We start from the raw sequence: 21,166 nt of genomic DNA, 5'->3' as shown, positions 1-21,166 counted from the left end.
CATCTAACTCATAGATTAAATATTAATTTATCTATTAGAAACAAGCATCCTCTGCGTTTTCCTATCCTCTAATTACAATACAAAGGCTAGCTAGAAGGGTATAGTATATGCTTTCCTCACAAAAAGAGTGCCAAATTCCAAGGAATTTGACACTCTTTAGTCTACTACTATTTATATTCTTGCTTAATTTACTGCCAGTGAATAAAAATATGGGTTATTAGTTTCAATCCCTATATTTATTATTAATTTATTACCTTAGCTATAAATGGTTCAAAATCCATTCATATTCATGTGCAACTGCATAATAGCCTGATATATTTCTATAGATTGGTATTTAAATATAAAAGATTTGTACCAGTAGACATCAATTTTTAAAATTCCTACCATTTTATAGCTAACTAATATATTTAATTTTTATTTTATCGTTTAAACTCTAAAAAAATCATCCTTCAAGCAATAAAGATTCCGGATCTTCAATTAGTTTTTTCACGTTTGCAAGGAAGCTAACTGCTTCTGCTCCGTCGACAATACGGTGATCGTAGGATAATGCGATATACATCATTGGGCGAACTTCAATTTTGTCATCCTCAACAGCAATCGGACGTTTTTTAATACCGTGCATTCCCAGAATACCTACTTGTGTTCCATTTAAAATAGGTGTTGACATTAAGGAACCGAAAACACCGCCATTTGTGATAGTAAAGGTTCCACCCTGTAAATCTGATAGGGCCAATTTATTATCACGTGCTTTTTTCGCCAAGCTGCCAATTTCTTTTTCGATTTCAGCAAAGTTCATACGATCCGCATCTCTAACAACAGGGACTACTAAGCCTTCAGGAGCAGATACGGCTACACCGATATCATAGTATTTTTTAATAAGCAGCTCGTCACCTTGGATTTCTGCATTTAACAATGGATACTTCTTAAGGGAACCAACCACTGCTTTTGTAAAGAAGGACATAAAGCCTAATTTCACATCATTTTCTTTTTGGAATGCATCCTTACGTTTATTACGAAGTTTCATGATATTCGTCATATCTACTTCGTTGAAAGTAGTCAGCATCGCTGTATTATGTTGAACCTCAACCAAACGTTTCGCGATTGTTTGGCGTCTGCGTGACATTTTCACACGTTCTTCCGGTTTACCAGATACCTGAGCCGGTGCAGGTGCTGCTTTTTTAGCTTCCGGTTTTGGAGGCTTAGGTGCAGGCGCGCTGGCTTGTGCATGTCCATTGTAGGATTCTACATCTTGCTTGCGCACTCTTCCAAGTGGATCTACTGTAGGGATTTCATCCAAATCGATCCCTTTTTCTCTTGCCAGTTTACGTGCAGCCGGAGAAGCAACTGTTTTATTTCCTTTTTTCTCTTCTTCTTTTGGTTCAGGAGCAGGTGCAGCTTTTGGTTCTTCTTTTTCTTGCTCTTTAGCAGCAGGTTCTTGTTTTTCACTCTCTGCAGGTGTTCCTTCAGCATCTACCAGCGCAATTGCTTCCCCAACAAGAACTGTATCTCCCTCTTCTTTTAATTGCTCTGTCAAAACTCCTTCATAGTCGGAGATGATTTCGACATTTACTTTATCTGTTTCAAGCTCAACGATATATTCACCTTTTTCAACCTTTTCACCCGGTTGTTTAAGCCACTGTGCAATTGTTCCCTCTGTAATTGATTCCGCTAATTCTGGTACTTTTACCTCTGCCATCTCTATATTTCCTCCTCTATTCGCGAGTTAATGCGCTGTTAATAATACGATTTTGTCCTTGTTTATGAATAGTTGGATCTCCCTCTGCAGGACTGGATCGTCTTCTTCTGCCGATGTACTCAACTTTAACCCCTTCTGGTGCTGCTTTTCTTAAACGTGGCTCAACGAAATTCCACGCGCCCATATTTTTAGGCTCTTCCTGTACCCATGCTATCTCTTTTAGATTCGGGTAGGATGCAAATAATTCTTGAACCCCTTTAAGTGGGAATGGATAGATTTCTTCAATTCTCACAATATGAAGCCAATTAAGATTTTCTTGAGCCTCAATAGCCTGAGATAAATCAATTGCCATTTTACCTGTACAGCAAACGATTCTTTCCACACTGTCTTTTTTGTTTCCTAAGCCTGGCTGTTCAATAAAGGACTTGAATTCACCGTCACTCAGTTCTTCAGCAGTACTCGCAACAGTCGGATTTCTCAGCAAGCTCTTTGGCGTCATTAATACCAGTGGGCGTACTTCTTCTTTTCCTAAAATAGCTGCTTGTCTTCTTAAAATATGGAAGTATTGAGCTGCTGAACTTAAATTAGCTACAGTCCAGTTATTCTCTGCTGCCAATGATAAATATCGCTCCAAACGCGCACTGGAGTGTTCCGGTCCCTGGCCTTCATAGCCATGAGGCAATAGCATGACTAAGCCAGATTTTTGGCCCCATTTCGCTCTCCCTGCAGCAATAAATTGATCAAATAATACTTGAGCAGTGTTAGCAAAATCACCATATTGGGCTTCCCATAAAACGAGCGTATCCGGTGATTGAACATTGTATCCATATTCAAATCCAATCACAGCTGCTTCAGACAATGGACTGTTATGAACCGCAAAGGAAGCTTTTGCCCCTTCAAGTCCATGTAATGGAGAATAGGTTTCTCCCGTTTCACTGTCATGTAAAACAATGTTTCTATGAGCAAATGTACCGCGCTCGGAATCCTGTCCTGTAAGGCGAACCGGTGTACCATCCTGTAAGATAGTTGCAAAAGCTAATGTTTCAGCCAAAGCCCAGTCTACTTTATTTCCTTCTTCCAAAGCATTCTGTCTTCTCATAAGGATTTTATCCAGTTTATTAAATACCTTGAAGTTCTCAGGTCGTTTTAAAAGCTCCGCATTTATTTGCTTTAATACGTCAAGCTCTACTTTTGTATCTACCTTCGGAATCCCGGATTCAATTATTTTTGGAACATCAGCTGCTTCAAGCGGCAAATCTTCCTTTGCACCCACTTGATTATAGTACTCTTTCAACATATCAGAATGTTCCTGATCCAGACGAGCGACCTCTTCTCCCGTTACAAGTCCTTCATCCACTAGTCTCTTTGCATACACCTCTCTAGGTGTTGGATGCTCATGCACCATCTTGTACATGGCCGGATTTGTTGTCATTGGCTCGTCCATTTCGTTATGGCCATAACGTCTGTATCCAATTAAATCTATTAAAAAGTCTTTTTTGAAATTTTGACGATATAAAATAGCTACATAAGCTGCAGCTAATACAGCCTCTGGATCATCCGCATTGACATGGATAATCGGGATCTCATATCCCTTCGCCAGGTCACTTGAGTATCGAGTTGAGCGGGAATCCCGGCTTTCTGTTGTAAATCCGATCATATTATTCGCGATAATATGTACGGTGCCTCCTGTTTGATACCCTTTAAGACGACTTAAATTCAAGGTTTCCGCCACAATTCCCTGACCTGGGAATGCTGCATCTCCATGAATAATAATTGACATACTGGAATTCGAATCCTGTACAGGAAACCCTTTTTGGCTTCTGTCATCCTGAACAGCCCTTGTATATCCATTTACGATGGGATTGACAAATTCCAAGTGACTTGGATTATTTGCCAACGTTATAATCGCTTCTCTTGTATTCTCTTCTTTAATTTTACGATCTGCGCCCAGGTGGTACTTCACATCACCAGTCCATCCAAATGTAACACCAACGGATCCTTCAGATGGTACCAATTTTTTATCCGGAGCATGCTGAAACTCAGAGAATATTTTTTTGTACGGTTTACCCAGCACATGAGCCAGTACATTCAATCTGCCTCTATGTGCCATTCCGATATTAATTGAAGTAGTTCCGCCGCGAACGGATCTTGAAACTAATTCATCAAGAAGTGGCACTAAAGAATCTACACCTTCAATTGAAAATCTCTTTTGTCCAACAAAGGTTTTATGTAAGAATCGCTCAAATCCATCCACTTCAGTTAAGCGCTTCAACAAATTTTTCTTTTTAGCTGCCGAAATTGCAAAACCGGAGGCTGTTTGTTCAACCATTTGTGTAAGCCACTTTTTCTCTTCCATGTCATGGATATGATCGAATTCAAAAGCAATCGTTCTCGTATATAAAACTTTTAAATATTCGATGGCTTCATGGCCATTTTGAATGTTTGCAGGCAAAACATCACTGATTAAGGAAGCTGGCATCGCTTTCAAATCATCAGTCGTTAAATCATATTTACCCAATCCTAAATTAATATCTTTCTTTACCTTACTGTACAATGGATAAATGTCAGCGGCCAAATGTCCGTTTATTCGAATATCCTCAGCCAATTTGACAGCCTGCGATACTTTATACATCATTTTTGCTGTGAACTGACCGTCTGAAACTTCCTTACTTTGATTACCCCTTGTTTGTTCGGTTTCCTCTAATCTTGGAGGTCCCCACTCTTCAAATAATCTCACCAAATCCGGATCCACTTGCTCTGGGTCCTGTAAAAAAACTTCGTACATTTCCTGGACGTAACCCAAGTTTGGCCCCTGAAACTCTAGCCAAGGGTTTGTTACAGGTGTATCAAGTTTCATTATGAAATCCCCCTGTTAAACATTGTTTTGCCTTATTCCTGCGACTGAATAATATATAATTATAACGTTATCAAAAAAGTCGGAAGGATAAAACATTTCCGACATTATTCTACCATGTTTTGGTGAATATACTCAAAGGTTTGCACTTAATTTACGAGAAAATCAAAACTTTCCAAAAAATCAGCTATTATGAAATAGCAAAAAAAGAGAATTGATTATATAACCAACTCTCCTTTTTGATTAATACCAAATTGAATCATACTAGATTCACATACCCATTCATAGCCAATTTTTTGGTAAATTGAATTTGAAGTTGGATTTGATAAATCCGTATATAAACTGCAAAATAAATAGTTTTCAAGAAGTTGTTTCGAAAAAGTGTGAACGGACGAGCTCGCATACCCCTTCCCTCTCTCTTCATCAGGAGTATAAACCAGGGAAATTACAATACCATTTTGCGTTGGACGAGCCCACTTCACCATTGATACCGGTCTGTTCTGATCAATCCATAAATGCAAGGACTTCTCCTCGATAAAATCATTTGCTCTTGCCTGACATTCTTCGTAAGTGAGATTATCAACCGTATATTCAGTGAATTCCTTAATCCAATCAGCTACTAAAGGAGCATCTTCTTGGACAGCCTGACGTAGATACCCTGTTGTGATTTGAATAGAGTTCAGTTTGGTCAGCTTGTAAATGCCCTGCTGCACGCCAATAGAGCCCTCAATTCCCGTTATACGCTTCCATTCATCAGCAAATATTTGCGCTAATCTCTTTTCGCCTGTAACCCCCGGAAACATAAACCCTTCTTCAACAAATTTATTTACAGCAAAGGAAATAGCTTCTTTTTGGTTAAGATCGCCAGCAATAAGCAGATTGTGTGGATGAGTTCGTAAAAATACCAGGACAGTCTGATCTGTTACCTCCACTGTACACATGAAAAGTTTTATAGTATCTGATGGATTTTGGATCAATTTATTCACCAATCCCAGAATGACATTATGCTTCGCTTCATCCTTTAAAAGAATAGGCTCGATTTTGTCCTTAAAAGGTTTAATCGTGTCATAGAATACGATATTCATTTTGACTCATCCTCCTTTTTTCTATTATCCTCCTACATCTATATATTTCAAAACAATTTAATTAAAACAGTTTGAGTTTACATAATATTTTTATAACTAACTTCTATTATAAATCAAAAACAGCAACCCCTAAAAAAGGATTGCTGCTTAATTTATAGTAGATTGGATGCAGTAGTTAATTCATGTCTAATATTCCGTTCTGTGGAAGCTCGATTTTAAAATGAGTTCCTTCAGATGAACTTTTGGAAATAGTAATATTCCCTAAATGCTCAATGATTGTTTTCTTAACAAATGGTAATCCCAATCCCATTCCCCGCTTATCTATCGAAATAAATGGATCAAATATACTTTCCCAGTTAGCTGGAGGGATTCCCTTACCTGTGTCAATGAAATGAATAATAATGTGTTCATTTTCCAATTGGGTCTTAATCATTATTTTCTTATTCTCTCGATCTTTAGGCATAGCCTCCACGCTGTTCTTGATTAAGTTGATAAAGACTTGCCCAAAATTAGTTTTATTAATATAGGCATTCAAAGGTTCGTAATTATTAACCACTTCAATATCCACCTGATTTGTGCGCAGCATTTCAGAAGACATGTTAATGGAATCTAATATAACCTCTATCAAATTTTCCTTTTTCAGAACTAGATTAGATGACTTCATATAATCTTTATAATTATTAGTCAGTTTACCTAGATGTTCAGATGACTTTTGAATCATATCCAGTGTCTTCCTATCTGACTCTGTTAAGTCATTACTCAGATTAAGAAGATTTGAAAAACTCTTGATTATTTGATTGGTATTTTTCACTTCATGAATTAAACTTCCCGCTAAATTCCCTGTATAATCCAGCTTTTTTTGTCTTTCCAGCAGTAGATAATGACTATCTTTTAGACTCGTGTTCAATTTAACAAAGAAATGTACCACAAAGACAGAGAATACGATCACCCCGATGCTGCTTGTTATGGCACCTGTCCCTGGTGAAAGGTTTAAATATCCAGATAAGATTAACCAAATGGAGGCTAAACAAAATGCATTTAAAAATTTTCTGAAGCTCGTGTTAGATATATGTCTCGAAACTAAATAGACAAGAATTAAAAAGATGATAAAGCCAATCATATGTAAAATGAATATCCATCCTAAGGGTCCATACACAGGGTAATAAAAACTGGATGAGAAACTGGTCTTTACGGTTAACCCACTAATCCCTAAATCCGTCAGATTGATTACATAGACCACTCCGCTTAAAATAATAAAAAAGATGAGTGACTTCTTATTAAGTAATAATCTCGAGACCTTTGCTAACCAAGGAGTATCTTTTAACATTGTTGGCTGATCCTTTATAACCAAATATGCTACATAGAGAACAATTGGCACTCCAAAAGTAGGCCCTAAACGCAGCAATTTAAATAATACTAGAATGGTACTCTCAGAAAGAATATCTGAAAAATAAAGTACCCCAACATCAATTTGCCAAATTGTAACAAAGAGCATGTATAAAACGAGACCCATTGTCAATCTTGATTCATTATACATACTTTTTATAACGAATGAAACAACCAAAGGGATCAACCCAATAGTACATATTAATAATCCGATAATCATTTATTTTTGCACTCCAATGACGTATGTTCAGTTCTATATTTTTTAATATAAGCACATGCATTATTTCCACCATGCCCATGATTGGTAACAGCTACTTCATTGACCTCCTGATAAATTGTTTCAGTAACAATATTCATATCTTCATAGCCTTTTTTAGTTGTTCTTATTGTTGGAGGAATAAAATCATGTTCCACACTTAATAATGAAGATATCACTTGTAAGATACCAATGGAAGCGAGAGGGTTTCCATACATACTTTTTATCGAGCTGTATGGTATTTGATGGTTAAATAATTCCCTAGAGCACTTTTCTTCAATCCGATCATTCTGCTGGATTCCAAGTGCCTGGCTGTTGATATAATCTGGATTGCGTCCACTCGTGACTTCTTTTAATGCCTTAATCATCTGTTCTCCTGATTCATCTGAATCATAAATATAAGCCCCATCATTATTCGAGATGATGTCTACAATTTCTCCTTTAATATGAGCTCCCCGATTAACGGCATCTTCTTCTCTCTCTAAAACAATCACACCAGATGCTTCAGATGCTGCAAATCCTTTACTATCTTCATGAAATGGAACAGCTCCCACATCCATTGCTTGATTTAAAGGTAATATTCGTGTTTTAGAAAAAGCGTAAGTCATTAGTTTACCAATCGGACTCTCTGTTCCACCTACAATAGCCACATCTATTTTACCGGCTTGTAAATAGAGCATTGCCTCTTCAATTGCTTCCAAACTAGAAGTGCAGCCAGTGCTTATTGTTTTTGTCACACCTTTTGCTCCTAAAAAGTAAGCGATAGATGAGGTCATACTGTGATAATTGACATAGTGAGAAAACGTAATAGGCATTTTTCTATAATCATCATTATTCGCATGTACAACTGCGTCCAGAGAATGTTGATCTACAGATGATCCAAGTGAAGTTCCAAAGAAAACCCCGACTTTTTTTCCTGCTAAATCCACCCCTGCTGATTCCAATGCCTCTCTCCCGGCCACAATTCCCAATTTAGACACTTTGGGTAATCGATTAATTCTCCTATCTTTCTCTAACTCTTCTAATCCATTATGTACTAAACCAACTATATTGGATTCTTTTTTATAACCTTCTCCATCTATTACTTCCAATGTGTTCACACCATGCTGTAAATTATATAAAAATTCGTCGATATTCCGTGTATTCGGAGCTATTATACCGTAGCCACTAACTACTATTTTCATGTAATTTTCCGCCTCAGTTGAGAATATTTACCTAAAAAAATTATAGCAGATAATATTTCGGAATGACTATAGGAAAAAACTATTAAAAATATGTTTAAATAATCAAAATATTTGAATTGGATTAAAAAGATAGTAGCCGTTTCAAAAAAGGATGACTAAAATCGCAAGTTATCGAATGATAATTAAATAGTTAAACTTTAATTCTAATAACTCATTCATATACATACAATAATTTTTTACCACTAACTTCACTCTTCAGTAATACCTCTACAAAAAAAGCTGCATACCGTAAAGTCCGGAATACAGCCCTTGTCTTAGGTTCAAGCATCAAACCTTTATTAACTTTTTACTTTCAAACTTACTTCAATAATCTTCATTCTCAAAAGGGAATTAGAAGAATACCTTAATACTTGCTAGTATCGTAAGCACACCTACAACAATGACAAACACATTGCTCAATTTCCCTCTGTATTTAGCTAGTACTGGTACTTTACGGATTGCATACATTGGTAGTACACATAAGATAGCAGCAACCAGTGGTCCGCTGAGTGTATCAATTAATCCTAGAATACTTGGATTTGTATAAGCAACAAACCAGCATGTTAATACAACAAATACTAGAATGGAAGTTTTAATTGTTTTTTCTTTAATGCTTTTTCCGCGTGCTTTCCCTGATGCCACAATCATGTCACGCATTACTTCGTAAGCTCCTACATAATGACCAAGGAAGGACTTTGTGATGGCCACGAATGCAATAATAGGCGCTGCAATAGCAATTATAGGTGAACCAAGCTCATTTGCAAGATAAGATAGAATGGATAAATTCTGTTCCTTTGCCATAACAAGGTCACTTGGAGTTAAGCTCAAGACACTGCTCCAAACGAAGAACATTACAACAGAGAATGTCATGATATAACAAACTTTTTGTATCTGGGCGCATTTTGCGTCAGTCGCATCTTTTCCATAGGTTGCCCGTTGTTTCATTACAAATGACGATACAATAGGAGAATGGTTAAACGAGAATACGATAATCGGTAATATCAACAGTATAATTCCAAAATATCCGGATCCTGATGAAGCAGTAGAAACACTTGCAGAACTAAAAATCGATGTATTCCACTGTGGAATTAAAGATACTGCGATAAATAACAGAGAAGCTATAAATGGATAAACTAGCATGCTCATTACTTTTACAGTTATATCTTGTCCAAAATTTAGTATGACGATAAGACCTAGTATTAATACAAGTGATAAAATGGCTCTTGGCGGCTCGTTCATATGCAATTGATTTACCATAAAACTACTTGCTGTATTTGTAAGTGCAACTGAATACATCAGCACGATTGTATAAATAGAGAAGAAATAAACGATGTTAAAGGCTATACTTGCCTTATTTCCAAAATACTCTCTTATCGTACCTGTAATTCCCTCTTCAGCAGAATCTGAAGCGGCTATCATTTTAGCAAGTGCCCTATGCGAGTAGTACATTACTGGGAAGGCTAGTATAGTAATTAGCAATAATGATATTAATCCACCTGATCCTGCATTAATAGGTAAGAAGAGTACGCCCGCTCCAATTGCTGTTCCAAAAAGGCTCAATGCCCAGGTTGTATCTTGTTTATGCCATTTCTTCGCATCTGGAAAGTTCTCTTGGTTTACTGAATGGTTTTCAATCGGTAACTCGAGTTTCTTTGCTGTATTTCCATGCATGATTTAACTCCTCCTTATATATACATTGACTTTCTACTAAGGATTATCACTTATAGTTGTTATAAGTTTAATTACTTACAAGATTCGAAAATAAAGTCTAATTTATATTCCTTTGTATTTATTCCAGCAGATTAAAACTGAGATATTTGTGTATATGTATCTTTTGCTCCAACTAATTTGTTTGCGTTTACAAAATATTGTATTTATATAGAAAACAACTCATTTTCTCTTAACACAAGGAACCTCTACCAATCCTTCGACCGGTTCACACATCAGACCAATAGATAACTCCCTTCTTTTTAGAAAAGGTTTACATTACTAAGAAATAAAATCGACTTTGGAAATCTATTATTTAATTTCCAATAATTTATTACAGTAGTTATTATTTACTACTAGCTCAAAGTATCACATAATTGGTTTAATATGTCAATATAGATGAGTAAAAACTAATTTTTGTAAAAATTAATTATTAGAATGCGTTTACATTCTGCTATAATCATTAGTAGATTATGACTAAATTGGTTTTATTATCAAAGGTTACACTTAATAGTCTTGATAATCACTAGAATCCCCCAACAGACGTGAACTGAGCAAGCTCAGAAACGATAGCTTACATTAAGGAATTTTTACTAAATATGCTTATCGATTGATCCAACATATTTGGTCGTCAAAGATTTACTTAAAAGCGTTTCCTAAAAGGAGGAATATCTAATTGGATAACGAACTATTTCGACATTATCAAACTATAATGAATTATTTTGGAGAAATTTCGGGACCTAATTATGAATTTGTATTACATATTTTAAATCCTAATGGCGGTTCTCATATCGGTCACATCGTCAATGAGGACTTAAGCGAAAGGTCTTTAGATAGCCCATTAACTAACTATGCAAAAAGGTTAATCAACGATAAGGTTTATTTAGACAATGATTATGTTGTTGGATATGTTGGAGAAGGACCGCGGGGTAAAAAATTTCGTTCATCTACTTTGTTTATAAAAGATAATGAAGGTCAGTTACAGGGACTTTTATGTATAAATTTTGATGCAGACGCTTATCGAAAAGTTGCCAAAGATATATTAAATTTAGCCAATCTAAGCTTTGATATTAAACATATTGATATGAAAACTGAACAAGAGCAACCTGTAGAAAAGCTTCAAGATAATGTAAGTAATATCATTTATTCAGTAATAGATAGAGATATCCTGGAATCTGGAGCCCAATTATCACCTGACCAAAAGAAACTTGCTATATCCAAATTAAAAGAATATGGAGTATTTGATATAAAAGGCACAATAAGTGAAGTGGCAGAGATAATGGGAATGTCCGAATCGAGTGTTTATCGCTACCTTCAAATGGTATCACGAAACAAAAAAGCAGTACCGTTATAATAAAGAGTATCTCAATTAAGCTGGAGAGTCTGAGAAAGAATTAGATACCTCGCGGACACCCAGCTTATTTTTTCATCCACTTTTTTCCACACTCCAAAAAAGTCATATAGGGTGTCATCCCATAGAAAAATTTACATCTCGAAGTCTATCCAGATTACTTGACCTCCTAATAGAAGTAACTCATTCTTTCATTGAAGCACTACAACCCAATCTAACACTTAGATAATTGACCGACCGTATGGTTCTATTATGAACAATAAACCCGTTTGTACTATACTAATAACGAAACCATATACCGAAGGAGGAGACCTCAACATGAACGAAATCATGCAAACCTTATTATCTCACCGTTCCATCCGATCTTATAAAGACAAACCAGTCGAGGATGAACAGCTGGAACAAATCATTAAAGCTGTCCAATCTGCCCCAAGCTGGATAAATGGACAACAGGTTTCCATTATTGCTGTGAAAGATCCTGTCAGGAAGAAGAAGTTTGCAGAGCTATGCGGCGGGCAGAAGCATATTGAAGAGGCCCCTGTATTCCTCGTATTCTGCTCAGACTTTTATAGAGCATATGTATCCAGTGAAATCGAAAAAACTCCATTTGCAGTCCCAGAAAATATTGATACATTATTGGTCGGGGCTACAGATGTTGGGATTGCTCTTGAAGCAGCCATTACTGCATCCGAATCACTGGGCCTTGGTACAGTCTGCATTGGCGGTATACGCAGAAATTTAGATAAAGTCATAAAGGAACTCAACCTTCCTCCATTTGTTTTACCTATTTCTGGTTTATGTATCGGCTATCCTGCAGAGGATCCCGGCTTAAAACCACGCCTGCCAGTTAAAGCGGTCTATCATAACGAAACCTATCAGCATGATATAAAAGAAGAAATTGAAGCATATAATCAAACATACTCAGATTATCTGTCAGAGCGTTCAGAAGGCAGAAAGACTGGGACATGGACTAAAGCTGTAGCCAACTTTTATAGTAAAATCTATTATCAGGGTGTTGATGAGGCAATTAATCAGCAAATGCAGATCAACCATAATAAAGAAGATGTTAAAGATAAAGGAAGAGAAGCCTAACGCTCCTCTTCCTTTTATTTTTCACTTTGTATCTCCCCAAATTTTCTTGATGGTCCCTTCACCTTGCCTTGATTGCTTTTAGTAATAAAAATCAATAGAAATATCCTCACATTATTCTAGGACTTAATACTCCTTATTTCACTATAAAGAAGATTAATATGCTCTAAAAGTTATATTAGATGAGTAATTTCAAATTCCGTGGTAAAATATCCATTAATTCCCGTGATTTGGAATATAAGGATAAATATGATAGTTTAGTGTCAGAATTTATGGCTGAGAGCTAGGAGGAATCATATGAACTTAACAAAGAAGATAATCATTGCACTGATACTAGGTGCCCTTGTAGGTCTTTCCCTAAATATTTTCTCCCCATCTTTATTTGAAACACTCAACAAATTTCTATTCGATCCTTTAGGTACCATCTTTATCAATCTGATTAAATTGTTAGTAGTTCCAATTGTATTATTTTCTATTATTTTAGGTGTAGCGGGCCTGGGAGATCCTAAAAAGCTCGGATCCATCGGTTTTAAAACCGTTTTCTACTTCCTATGTACTACAGCCATAGCCATTATCTTGGCCATCGTTCTTGCTATGGTAATCTCACCGGGGACCAAAGGTAAATTTGATACAGAAAATGCGACTTTTGAGGCTGAAAAGGCCCCTTCAGTCGGAGAAACGTTCCTTAACATTATTCCTGATAATCCAATCATGGCTATGGCTGAAGGTGATATGCTTCAAATCATTTTCATGGCTGCCTTAATTGGATTTGCGTTAACTGCTTTAGGAAAAAAGACAGAAGGAATTGTAAAATTAGTCGAACAAGGTAATGAGTTGGTTATGTTTCTAGTAACCTGGGTTATGAAATTAGCCCCTTATGGAACTTTTGGTCTGATTGCTTCGGCAATTGGAGAACAAGGCTACAGTGCAATGAAAGCGATGGCATTATATATGATAGTCGTTGTAATTGGACTAATCATTCATACTCTTCTGGTTTATGGAGGAACCATTTTCTTCTTGGCACGTAAAAGTCCAATATGGTTCTTTAAAGGCTTTGCACCGGCCATGACAGTAGGCTTCAGTACTTCCAGCAGTAATGCAACTTTACCTCTATCCATGGAAGCGGCACAGGACAATTTAGGTGTTAAAAAAGAAATATCAAGCTTTGTTCAGCCTCTGGGTGCGACAATCAATATGGACGGAACTGCCATTATGCAGGGTGTTGCCACCATCTTTATCGCTCAAGTCTATAGTGTAGATTTATCATTCACTGCCTTAGTTACAGTCGTGATAACGGCAGTTCTTGCCAGTATCGGCACAGCAGGTGTACCTGGTGTAGGCCTGATTATGCTTGCAATGGTACTAAGCTCAGTTAATTTACCTGTAGAAGGCATTGGGCTAATCCTCGGAATCGACCGTATTCTTGACATGGCACGAACATCTGTCAATATTACAGGTGATGCAGCCTGTGCTGTCATGATCAACGAACAAGAAAAAAGAAAAGAAAACGCTGCATAGTCATAAATTCTAGTATTCTATTTTATTTTTTATCCTTATATCCGCTGCATCTTTATTGAGATTTCTCTCAATAAAGATGCAGTTTTTTATTTGTTTGTCCTTCTTTTAAATGCTCTTCCACCGAGACCATCAAGTTGTCTTATTTATGCTCGAATTTATCGAATACTTCCAGCTTAGTGCCATTATTAGCATACTTCAATTGATCATTGACTTAGAAAAGAACACCTACTTTTTCATTAGTGGGTGTTCTTAAATCTCTTTATGTATTCCTTTATTGAGCAGTGTATCCGCCGTCTACGACAATTTCCGCTCCTGTCATAAAAGTATTTTCAATCCCAAAAATAATTGCATGTGCAATTTCTTCTGGTTTTCCTAAACGCTCGATTCCTTTTGATAGCGGATGAAGAGATTTTAACATTTCAATTCCTTCTGTTCCTGCAACATCCTCATTTACCATACCTGTAATAACATATCCGGGATGGATACTGTTTACTCGAATGTTAAAAGGAGCAAATTCCAAGGCCATTGATTTTGTCATTAATCTTACTGCGCCTTTACTAGCGTTGTAGAAACAAGCACCTGCAGAACCTACTAAGCCTAGAATTGAAGAAACGTTAATGACCGCACCACCCGTACCTTGAGCAACCATTTGACGAATCGCTTCACGGCTACAAAAGAATACGCCGTTCTGATTAACTCCGATATATTTTTCATAATCTTGTGTTGAAAGGTCTAGTGTGCTACCTCCCCCGCCAATACCTGCGTTTGCTACCATTATGTCAAGGTGTCCATATTTTCCAACCACGTGTGACACCATATCTTTTACTTGTTTTTCGTCTGATACATCTACTTTCAAGAATTCAACATTTAACTCTTTGGCAGTTTGATTTCCCAACTCCTCATTGAAGTCTGCAATAACAGGGATTCCACCTTTGTTTAGAATAGCTTTTACCGCTTCTTTACCAATTCCATTTGCTCCACCTGTTACGATTGCTACTTTTCCTTTGATTTCAAACATACTAGCTTCTCTCCCTTTTCTTGTTTAAATACTTTCTATAGAAAGATTTTTTGACCGTTTTAAAAAAGTTATTTCAAAAATATTATATTAATATAATTTAATTTCCCGATTGTATATACTTTAAACCTTAAATAGGAGAATTATAGCTTGTCTTTTTATTCCTGCATTTAAGCTTTACAGTAGTTTACTTATAGATAACTAAAAAGGGGCACAAACGCTTGGTGCTAATCTCCGTTTGTACCCCATAATATTGAAATTTACTATTCATATGGACTTATTCATGATAACTATTACATCCGAAGAGAGATTCGAACTCCCGACCGATGGCTTAGAAGGCCGTTTATCTATGCCTTTACGTTATCTCGTTACTCTTCCCGCCCCACATTAAAATACCTAGCCTCCGGATGCGAAAAAACTATTGCCGAAACAGATGCTTCAGGATTCATCATAAACCCTTCCGTCAATTGAATTCCGATATCCTCTGGTTTCAGCAACCTGAACAGCTTTTCCTGATCTTCAAGATTCGGGCAGGCTGGATATCCGAACGAATAACGCTGACCCAAGTACTTAGCACTCAATCGTTCTTTCATGGTCATATCGATAGAGTCATGGATTCCCCAGGCATCTCTCATAAGATGGTGGACTCGTTCTGCCAGACCTTCCGCACATTCGAGCGCCAGTGCTTGGATGACATGGCTTTTTAAATACTGTCCTTCCTTTTTCCACTCTTCTGCTATATCCTTTATACCTTTACCGGCTGTAACAATCATTAATCCTACATAATCCTGTACACCTGACTCCTGGTCCTTTACATAATCAGATAAACATAGATACGGCTTTTTGGCTTGGCGCGGGAAATTAAACGTTTCGAGCACTTCGTCCGGATTAGCTGGAGAACAGATTTTTAGAATTTCTCCATCACTTTTAGCAGGGAAATATTGATACATAGCTGACAATTTAATCTGATTATTTTCGAGAATTTCATCAACTATGGCTGCAAGTTCTAATAATTTTGGATTCTCTTCCTCAAACAATCGATCCACTTTCCCCTTCATTCCAAGGTGATGGCCAAATAACATTTGTTTATTCACATATGGGTATACCAAAGATAGCGGGTAATCCTGGAGAATATGCCGGTTTAAGTCCTCGGGGACTGGTATATTCTCTTGATCCTTCACTGTTTTTTCACGTTTTTCTGCCACTTGAATATCCCTTTTTGTTTCAATCGAAATCACTTCTGCTTGCTTATTCGCTTCTGCCTCCAGCTGAGCTAGAAAGGATGGTCTTTTCTCTTCGTCATGGAGCTGATTGATTAAATCAAGTCCATTCATGGCATCCTTTGCATAAAAGACTGGTCCATTATATTCAGGAGCTATTCGTCCCCTTGTAAATTTCCTGGTAAGAGCTGCTCCTCCTACTACAATCGGAACATCAATTTCCGCTTCTCTTAAATCCTGAGCGGTAATAACCATCTGTTGGGCTGATTTTACTAACAAGCCTGACAAGCCAATAATAGTTGGGTTCTCCTTTCGGACGGATTCAATCAAGGTTTGCGGAGCTACCTTAATTCCTAAGTCAACCACTTCATAGCCATTATTACTCATGATGATATCAACGAGATTCTTCCCGATATCATGTACGTCCCCTTTAACGGTTGCCAGCACCATTTTTCCTTTTGTAGACGTTGTACCTGATTTAGTCATCAATGGTTCAAGCTGCGAAACGGCTGCTTTCATAGCTTCCGCACTTTGCAATACTTCAGCTACGATTAACTGGTTATCATTAAATAGTTCCCCAACCTTCGACATACCGGCCATTAATGGACCGTTGATGATATCAAGTGGCTCCATCCCTTGTGCAAGAGCTTCATCAATATCCTCCTTCAACCCATCCTTTGTCCCTTCGATAATATATTCAGGCAACCGCTCCAATAATGGCAGTTTTTCTTTTGTCTCCTTTTGAACTGGCTTTTTCGTCCTATAAAAAGCAACAAACTCAGCAAGAGATTCTTCAGAGTTATAAAACAAAAGATTCTCTGATAATTTAACTTCCTCCTCAGGGATTAAAGCAAATCGGGTTAATTTTTCTGTATTGACAATTGCATAGTCCAAGCCAGCCTTTGTACAGTGGTATAAATAAACGGCATTCAGGACCTCTCTTCCCTCATTCGGCAATCCAAACGATACATTACTGATGCCTAAAATTGTTAATGTTCTCGGAAGCTCTTTTTTTATGGCCGCCAGTCCCTTTACCGTTTCCGCTGCGCCTTCCCGGTATTGTTCATCACCAGTACCAACTGGAAAAACAAGCGGATCAAAAATAATATCCTCTGGTACGATTCCATACTTTTCTGTTAATAGCTGATACGATCTGCGGGCAACCTCCAGTTTCCGTTCTTCTGTTACGGCCATCCCTTTTTCATCAATCGTACCAACAACCAAGGCTGCCCCATACTCTTTGGCTAATGGAACAATTTTCTCAAAACGTTCTTCCCCATCCTCTAAATTAATTGAATTAATGATTGCTTTACCCTGAGAATGGCGGAGTGCCTTTTCAATAACCAGTTCATCGGTTGAATCGATGACAAAAGGGACCTTGATTTTCTTAGCTGCTTCTTTCATGAATGCTTCCATATCAGACACTTCATCGCTATCTGGATCAGCCAGGCAAACATCTATTACATGGGCTCCTTTTTTGACTTGCTGTCTGGCAATCTCAGACGCTTCTTCAAATTTCCTGTCCTTAATCAAATTCTTAAACTTTCTGGACCCGATTACATTCGTCCGTTCACCTACAAATAAAGGTCTCATTGAATCATCATAGATTAAGGCATCAATACCAGAGACAGCATGATTACCCTGTTTATCATTAATTTGTCTCGCTTCAATTCCGGTAACAGCTTCTTTAATAGCTCGGATATGATCAGGTGTCGTTCCACAGCAGCCCCCAACTAGATTAATCCATCCTTTTTCGGCAAATTGTTTAATCTTCTTGCTTAGTGAAGATGGTGATTCATTATATTGGCCATTTTCATCCGGTAATCCTGCATTAGGGTAACAGCTAACTGCTGCAGTGCTTAATTCAGATAAAGACCTGATATGGTCAGCCATGAACTCGGGACCGGTTGCGCAATTAAGCCCGATTGCTAGAGGATTCATATGCTCGCACGATATATAAAAAGCTTCAATGGTTTGACCGGCTAGAGTAGTTCCCATTGGTTCAATTGTTCCTGAGATAATCAATGGTACTTTTCTGCCTAAAGATGAGAATGCTCTTTGCATTCCAATATAAGCTGCTTTCACATTTAATAAATCCTGCGATGTTTCCAAGAGTAGCAAATCAACTCCCCCATCAAGCAGACCCTTCGTTTGCTCTTTATATGAATCTGCCAATTGTTCAAAAGTAGCTCCGCCTGTTACGGATAAGGTCTTGGTGGTGGGTCCCATTGAGCCTGCGACAAAGCGAGGGCTGTCAGGACTGTCAAATTGTTCAGCTGCTTTTCGAGCCAATTGAGCTGATTCTTTATTCAGCTGATATGCCAGGTGACCAAGATCATATTCATCCAGTACAATTGGCGTTGCCCCGAATGTGTTTGTTTCAATAATATCCGCCCCAGCTGCCAAGTACTCTTCATGAATCAATTGGATTACATCCGGGCGGGTTAGAGTTAAGTACTCATTACACCCATCGTATTGTTCCCCGCCAAAATCATCCTCTGTTAATTGATGTGCCTGAATCATGGTTCCCATTGCTCCATCTAGAATAACTATTCTTTCAGCCAATAACTCTTTCAATTTTTCTGTTCTCATGATAGATGCACTTCCTTATTTACAACTGATTTCTGTTCTTTGATGTACCGAACCAAATTCCCGCTTAATTCATATTTCATAAAAGGTGTAATAATATAGATCCCGTTAAATAGTTCACTTGCCGCGTCCACTAATTCTTTTGAAATGGCAAAGCTTTCGCGAGCACAGGCTTCCTTATCCGCTCCGGCTCTTTCCATCGCCTCTCTAACATGAACCGGCAAGGAAATACCCGGCACTTCATTATGTAAAAACTCTGCATTTCGGTGACTCGTTAAAGGCATAATGCCAATAAATATCGGCTTTGTTATATGCCTGGTTGCCGCGTATACTTCCTCTAATTTTTCAATACTAAACACGGGCTGGGTTAAGAAATAATCAGCTCCAGCCTGAATTTTCTTTTCCATTCGCTGTACGGCTTTATCTATGTACTTTACATTTGGATTAAAGGCAGCTGCGATATCGAAATTTGCCCGGCTACCCAACGATTTTCCAGAATAAGAGCGCCCCTCATTCAATTGCTTAATCAATGAAATCAGGTCCATGGAAGAAAGATCATATACTGAAGTTGCGCCCGGAAAATCACCAATTTTCGAAGGATCCCCAGTCACTACCAACACCTCTGATAATCCAAGGGAATGCATGCCCATTAAATGAGACTGTAAGCCAATCAGATTATGATCCCGACAAGTTAAGTGAACAAGAGGCACCGTATTTAATTTTGATTGTAAAATCGACGCTACCGCAAGATTGGATATTCTCGGTGACGCCAATGAATTATCCGCAAGTGTAATCGCATCGGCACCTGAATCTAATAGATAGCGACTTCCTATTAAAAAATCCTCCAGGCCGAACGTCTTTGGCGGATCCAGCTCCACGATCACCGTCGTTTGTTTTTTTGCCTTACCTAAAATTGTATCTGGACCTTTTCGTTTATATTGAATGATTTCATATGATATAGGCTGATGCTTCGGCTTGGCTACAAAATCTTTCACCTTTACAGGGTGAAGATCTTCGATTCCTTTACGAATGGCCTGAATATGGGCAGGAGTTGTACCACAGCATCCACCTAACAGCCGGACCCCCTGCTTCACAAGCTGCCTTGAACTATTAATGAAATAATCCGCTTCTGTCGAATAGACATATCTTCCATCTGATAAATCAGGTAAGCTGGCGTTTGGATATGCTGCATAATAGGTATCTTCTAACACAGGTACTTCTTCGTAAGAGCGAATCATATGATAAGGACCCATCCGACAATTGATGCCTACCACATTTGCGCCTGTTTTTTTCATTAGAGAAAACGCCTCACTGACATGCATTCCATTTTGCAAAAGGCCTGTTTCATGCAGAGATATATTCGCGATAAGAGGAAGATCACTCATTTTTCTAGCCGACTCTATCACCGTTAATAATTCGTCTAAATCATAATAGGTTTCAAGTAAAATGCCATCCGGCTTTTCATCCAATAAAGCGGTCAGCTGTTCTTCGAAATATCCCTTAATTTCAGTCAATATTAATTCTGATTTCCTGAAGCTCCGCAAGCCGCCAATTGTCCCGATAACAAATGTATTTGGATCAGCTGCAGCTTTCGCTATTTTCATTCCGGCTCTATTAATTTGAGAAACTTCCCTTTCAAGGCCATAGCGCTTTAATTTATGAAAATTTGCACCGAATGTATTCGATTGAATCACATCAGCACCAGCCTCAATATAACTTCTATGCATCTTTTTGATCTGATTGGGGTTTGTCAAATTAAGCTCTTCAAAGCAACTATCAATTCCAAATGAATATAAAAGTGTTCCACTCGCTCCATCTGCGACGAGAATTTTTTCATTTAACGTTTCCAAGAGTTTCACTGTCTTTCCCCCTAATTAGTTGGTTAATCTCTCTGATGAGGAAAACAGACTAATAGAAAAGAGCTTTCATCATGAAAGCCCTCTTTCCTAAGGTCTCTCATCTCTCAAGCATTGCTTGCTGGAATTAGCACCTTGGATTACCATCCAGGTTGCTGAGATTTCAACGGGCCAGTCCCTCCATCTCTCTAGATAAGAATATGAAATTATATATTTACTTAATTTACTATAAATTTTCAGTTATTTCAATCTATTTTGATAATTAATCCAAAAGAGTTAACGATTTAGTATTTTGGGTATGTATGGGGTAGGAGTGATGTT

The 21,166-nt window shown here is 37.7% G+C and carries 12 protein-coding genes and 1 riboswitch; of the genes, 3 read left to right on the top strand and 9 right to left on the bottom strand.

The genetic code is table 11. The features are described from left to right. Nucleotides 1-442: 442 nt before the first annotated feature. The 6 genes from odhB to AC4D4B_RS01260 form a co-directional block, all read right to left on the bottom strand. Nucleotides 443-1,696, bottom strand: a complete 1,254-nt coding sequence (gene odhB / locus AC4D4B_RS01285; protein ID WP_490998948.1) for a 2-oxoglutarate dehydrogenase complex dihydrolipoyllysine-residue succinyltransferase — start codon at nt 1,694-1,696, stop codon at nt 443-445. Between the two features lie 16 nt (nt 1,697-1,712). Next, nucleotides 1,713-4,553, bottom strand: a complete 2,841-nt coding sequence (sucA, locus tag AC4D4B_RS01280; protein WP_490998947.1) for a 2-oxoglutarate dehydrogenase E1 component — start codon at nt 4,551-4,553, stop codon at nt 1,713-1,715. Between the two features lie 215 nt (nt 4,554-4,768). After that, entirely contained in the window at nt 4,769-5,635 is an 867-nt protein-coding gene (locus AC4D4B_RS01275) for a GNAT family N-acetyltransferase (RefSeq protein ID WP_490998946.1), read from the bottom strand. 175 nt (nt 5,636-5,810) lie between these two features. Further along, entirely contained in the window at nt 5,811-7,241 is a 1,431-nt protein-coding gene (locus tag AC4D4B_RS01270) for an ATP-binding protein (protein WP_490998945.1), read from the bottom strand. Further along, a complete protein-coding gene (locus AC4D4B_RS01265; protein ID WP_490998944.1) occupies nt 7,238-8,461 on the bottom strand; it encodes a beta-ketoacyl-[acyl-carrier-protein] synthase family protein in 1,224 nt (407 codons plus the stop codon). Before AC4D4B_RS01265 ends, AC4D4B_RS01270 begins: the two co-directional genes overlap by 4 nt. 390 nt (nt 8,462-8,851) lie before the next feature. Then, nucleotides 8,852-10,171, bottom strand: coding sequence for an aromatic amino acid transport family protein (locus AC4D4B_RS01260; RefSeq protein WP_490994238.1), 1,320 nt, complete (start codon nt 10,169-10,171; stop codon nt 8,852-8,854). A gap of 712 nt (nt 10,172-10,883) precedes the next feature. On the opposite strand from AC4D4B_RS01260, the gene AC4D4B_RS01255 reads away from it, so the two are divergent. The 3 genes from AC4D4B_RS01255 (at nt 10,884) to AC4D4B_RS01245 (ending at nt 14,165) form a co-directional block, all read left to right on the top strand. Further along, a complete protein-coding gene (locus AC4D4B_RS01255) occupies nt 10,884-11,561 on the top strand; it encodes a helix-turn-helix transcriptional regulator (protein ID WP_490998943.1) in 678 nt (225 codons plus the stop codon). A gap of 315 nt (nt 11,562-11,876) precedes the next feature. Next, complete coding sequence (locus AC4D4B_RS01250; RefSeq protein ID WP_490998942.1) at nt 11,877-12,650, top strand: NADPH-dependent oxidoreductase; 774 nt, start codon at nt 11,877-11,879, stop codon at nt 12,648-12,650. A gap of 294 nt (nt 12,651-12,944) precedes the next feature. After that, nucleotides 12,945-14,165, top strand: coding sequence for a dicarboxylate/amino acid:cation symporter (locus AC4D4B_RS01245; protein ID WP_490998941.1), 1,221 nt, complete (start codon nt 12,945-12,947; stop codon nt 14,163-14,165). A gap of 271 nt (nt 14,166-14,436) precedes the next feature. Here the strand turns inward: AC4D4B_RS01245 and AC4D4B_RS01240 are convergent, their stop codons facing one another. The 3 genes from AC4D4B_RS01240 to AC4D4B_RS01230 all read right to left on the bottom strand — a co-directional run bounded on the left by AC4D4B_RS01240 (nt 14,437) and on the right by AC4D4B_RS01230 (nt 20,848). After that, nucleotides 14,437-15,183 (bottom strand): SDR family NAD(P)-dependent oxidoreductase, encoded by a 747-nt coding sequence (locus tag AC4D4B_RS01240; protein WP_490998940.1) that lies wholly within the window; start codon nt 15,181-15,183, stop codon nt 14,437-14,439. Between the two features lie 365 nt (nt 15,184-15,548). Further along, entirely contained in the window at nt 15,549-18,992 is a 3,444-nt protein-coding gene (gene metH / locus AC4D4B_RS01235) for a methionine synthase (protein WP_490998939.1), read from the bottom strand. Then, nucleotides 18,989-20,848 (bottom strand): bifunctional homocysteine S-methyltransferase/methylenetetrahydrofolate reductase, encoded by a 1,860-nt coding sequence (locus AC4D4B_RS01230; RefSeq protein ID WP_490998938.1) that lies wholly within the window; start codon nt 20,846-20,848, stop codon nt 18,989-18,991. Before AC4D4B_RS01230 ends, metH begins: the two co-directional genes overlap by 4 nt. A gap of 94 nt (nt 20,849-20,942) precedes the next feature. After that, nucleotides 20,943-21,044: riboswitch (SAM riboswitch) on the bottom strand. Nucleotides 21,045-21,166 lie beyond the last annotated feature (122 nt).

The organism is Pradoshia sp. Z6_59, from assembly GCF_058267515.1.
This window is presented reverse-complemented; position numbering and strand designations above follow the sequence as displayed.

Bases quoted from the DNA above. Each gene is read 5' to 3' on its own strand.
- odhB (WP_490998948.1), bottom strand. From the start codon at position 1,696: ATGGCAGAGGTAAAAGTACCAGAATTAGCGGAATCAATTACAGAGGGA.
- sucA (WP_490998947.1), bottom strand. From the start codon at position 4,553: ATGAAACTTGATACACCTGTAACAAACCCTTGGCTAGAGTTTCAGGGG.
- AC4D4B_RS01275 (WP_490998946.1), bottom strand. From the start codon at position 5,635: ATGAATATCGTATTCTATGACACGATTAAACCTTTTAAGGACAAAATC.
- AC4D4B_RS01270 (WP_490998945.1), bottom strand. From the start codon at position 7,241: ATGATTATCGGATTATTAATATGTACTATTGGGTTGATCCCTTTGGTT.
- AC4D4B_RS01265 (WP_490998944.1), bottom strand. From the start codon at position 8,461: ATGAAAATAGTAGTTAGTGGCTACGGTATAATAGCTCCGAATACACGG.
- AC4D4B_RS01260 (WP_490994238.1), bottom strand. From the start codon at position 10,171: ATGCATGGAAATACAGCAAAGAAACTCGAGTTACCGATTGAAAACCAT.
- AC4D4B_RS01250 (WP_490998942.1), top strand. From the start codon at position 11,877: ATGAACGAAATCATGCAAACCTTATTATCTCACCGTTCCATCCGATCT.
- AC4D4B_RS01245 (WP_490998941.1), top strand. From the start codon at position 12,945: ATGAACTTAACAAAGAAGATAATCATTGCACTGATACTAGGTGCCCTT.
- AC4D4B_RS01240 (WP_490998940.1), bottom strand. From the start codon at position 15,183: ATGTTTGAAATCAAAGGAAAAGTAGCAATCGTAACAGGTGGAGCAAAT.
- metH (WP_490998939.1), bottom strand. From the start codon at position 18,992: ATGAGAACAGAAAAATTGAAAGAGTTATTGGCTGAAAGAATAGTTATT.